Source organism: Streptococcus danieliae (assembly GCF_025447695.1).
GTDB classification, from domain to species: Bacteria; Bacillota; Bacilli; order Lactobacillales; family Streptococcaceae; genus Streptococcus; species Streptococcus danieliae.
On the sequence record NZ_JAOBSU010000141.1, the window covers coordinates 1 to 3,346 of the forward strand.

General features: G+C 48.6%; 2 rRNA genes. Both read right to left on the reverse strand.

The window, feature by feature from the left end:
• Positions 1-87, reverse strand: a 5S ribosomal RNA gene (rrf, locus tag N4310_RS07990); the annotation flags it as partial.
• Positions 88-308: 221 nt separating this feature from the next.
• Positions 309-3,203: ribosomal RNA gene (locus N4310_RS07995) — 23S ribosomal RNA — on the reverse strand.
• Positions 3,204-3,346 lie beyond the last annotated feature (143 nt).

Genomic DNA, 3,346 nt, shown 5'->3' on the forward strand with positions numbered 1-3,346 from the left:
CAACCCCCAACTACTTCCGGCGTTCTAGGTCTTAACTTCTGTGTTCGGCATGGGAACAGGTGTATCTCCTAGGCTATCGTCACTTAACTATAGGATATTAAAGCCGTCAAGCTTGCTTGCACTTCTTAAGGAAAAATAGGAATTTTGACGAAGTGTCCTAAGACACTAGGAAGAATTATCTTTTTTCCAAAGAAGTGAGGCTGTATTCGACTTCTATTCTTTTGAGTATTCAAGAACACTCAAAATTGAATATCTATTCAAATCTCTAACAAGATCCAAAACTTACACACAAGAGTCGTCTTACGACTTCGGATAAGTCTTCGAGCTATTAGTATTAGTCCGCTACATTGCTCACACAACTTCCACTCCTAACCTATCTACCTGATCTTCTCTCAGGGCTCTTATTCATTACTGATGGGAAATCTCATCTTGAGGTGGGTTTCACACTTAGATGCTTTCAGCGTTTATCCCTTCCCTACATAGCTACCCAGCTGTGCCTCTGGCGAGACAACTGGTACACCAGCGGTAAGTCCACTCTGGTCCTCTCGTACTAGGAGCAGATCCTCTCAAATTTCCTACGCCCGCGACGGATAGGGACCGAACTGTCTCACGACGTTCTGAACCCAGCTCGCGTGCCGCTTTAATGGGCGAACAGCCCAACCCTTGGGACCGACTACAGCCCCAGGATGCGACGAGCCGACATCGAGGTGCCAAACCTCCCCGTCGATGTGAACTCTTGGGGGAGATAAGCCTGTTATCCCCAGGGTAGCTTTTATCCGTTGAGCGATGGCCCTTCCATACGGAACCACCGGATCACTAAGCCCGACTTTCGTCCCTGCTCGAGTTGTAGCTCTCGCAGTCAAGCTCCCTTATACCTTTACACTCTGCGACTGATTTCCAACCAGTCTGAGGGAACCTTTGGGCGCCTCCGTTACCTTTTAGGAGGCGACCGCCCCAGTCAAACTGCCCGTCAGACACTGTCTCCGATAGGGATCACCTATCCGGGTTAGAGTAGCCATACAACAAGGGTAGTATCCCAACAGCGCCTCACTAGAAACTGGCGTCCCTAGATCATCGGCTCCTACCTATCCTGTACATGTGGCACAGATACTCAATATCAAACTGCAGTAAAGCTCCATGGGGTCTTTCCGTCCTGTCGCGGGTAACCTGCATCTTCACAGGTACTAAAATTTCACCGAGTCTCTCGTTGAGACAGTGCCCAAATCATTACGCCTTTCGTGCGGGTCGGAACTTACCCGACAAGGAATTTCGCTACCTTAGGACCGTTATAGTTACGGCCGCCGTTTACTGGGGCTTCAATTCATACCTTCGCGTTACCGCTAAGCACTCCTCTTAACCTTCCAGCACCGGGCAGGCGTCACCCCCTATACATCATCTTACGATTTAGCAGAGAGCTGTGTTTTTGATAAACAGTTGCTTGGGCCTTTTCACTGCGGCTCAGTTATACTGAGCGCCCCTTCTCCCGAAGTTACGGGGCCATTTTGCCGAGTTCCTTAACGAGAGTTCTCTCGATCACCTGAGGCTACTCGCCTCGACTACCTGTGTCGGTTTGCGGTACGGGTAGTATATAGATTAGCGCTAGAAGCTTTTCTCGGCAGCCTGACATCAGGGACTCGATAGCCTTAGCTACCTCCCCATCACAGCTCAATGTTACAGGTAAAAGCATTTGACTCTTACCACACCTCACTGTTTAGACCAGAATCCATTAACTGGCTTCCCCTAGCCTTCTGCGTCACTCCTTCACTCTATATACTAGTACAGGAATATCAACCTGTTGTCCATCGAATACACCTTTCGGTCTCTCCTTAGGTCCCGACTAACCCAGGGCGGACGAGCCTTCCCCTGGAAACCTTAGTCTTACGGTGGATGGGATTCTCACCCATCTTGCGCTACTCATACCGGCATTCTCACTTCTATGCGTTCCAGTGCTCCTCACGGTACACCTTCTCCACACATAGAACGCTCTCCTACCATCCTTTACAGGATCCACAGCTTCGGTAAATTGTTTTAGCCCCGGTACATTTTCGGCGCAGGGTCACTCGACTAGTGAGCTATTACGCACTCTTTGAATGAATAGCTGCTTCTAAGCTAACATCCTAGTTGTCTGTGCAACCCCACATCCTTTTCCACTTAACAATTATTTTGGGACCTTAGCTGGTGGTCTGGGCTGTTTCCCTTTCGACTACGGATCTTAGCACTCGCAGTCTGACTGCCGACCATAAATCATTGGCATTCGGAGTTTATCTGAGATTGGTAATCCGAGATGGACCCCTCACCCAAACAGTGCTCTACCTCCAAGATTCTTAATGTCGACGCTAGCCCTAAAGCTATTTCGGAGAGAACCAGCTATCTCCAAGTTCGTTTGGAATTTCTCCGCTACCCACAAGTCATCCAAGCACTTTTCAACGTGCCCTGGTTCGGTCCTCCAGTGAGTTTTACCTCACCTTCAACCTGCTCATGGGTAGGTCACATGGTTTCGGGTCTACGACTACATACTATACCGCCCTTTTCAGACTCGGTTTCCCTACGGCTCCGTCTCTTCAACTTAACCTCGCATGTAATCGTAACTCGCCGGTTCATTCTACAAAAGGCACGCTCTCACCCATTAACGGGCTCGAACTTCTTGTAGGCACACGGTTTCAGGTTCTATTTCACTCCCCTCCCGGGGTGCTTTTCACCTTTCCCTCACGGTACTGGTTCACTATCGGTCACTAGGGAGTATTTAGGGTTGGGAGATGGTCCTCCCAGATTCCGACGGGATTTCTCGTGTCCCGCCGTACTCAGGATACTGCTAGCTCATTAAACTATTTTAAATACGAGGCTCTCACTCTCTTTGGCTGACCTTCCCATGTCATTCTTCTATAGTCTAACTTCACATTTTGCAGTCCTACAACCCCGAGTGGTAAACCACTCGGTTTGCCCTCCTGCCGTTTCGCTCGCCGCTACTCAGGCAATCGCGTTTGCTTTCTCTTCCTGCAGCTACTTAGATGTTTCAGTTCACTGCGTCTTCCCTCTTTAGTCTTAACAACTAAAGATACTAGCCTTCAGCTAGTGGGTTCCCCCATTCGGACATCTCTGGATCTTCGCTTACTTACAGCTACCCAAAGCATTTCGTCGTTTGTCACGTCCTTCATCGGCTCCTAGTGCCAAGGCATCCACCGTGCGCCCTTACTAACTTAACCTTCTTCTTAACTCTACCTGAATTAAGTAAACTCTTATGCGTTCAGCGTTTCGGTTTATTTCTTGTTACTTTCTTTGATATAGATATTCAATTTTCAATGTTCTAGCAGGATATTAAAGCCGTCAAGCTTGCTTGTGCTTCTAG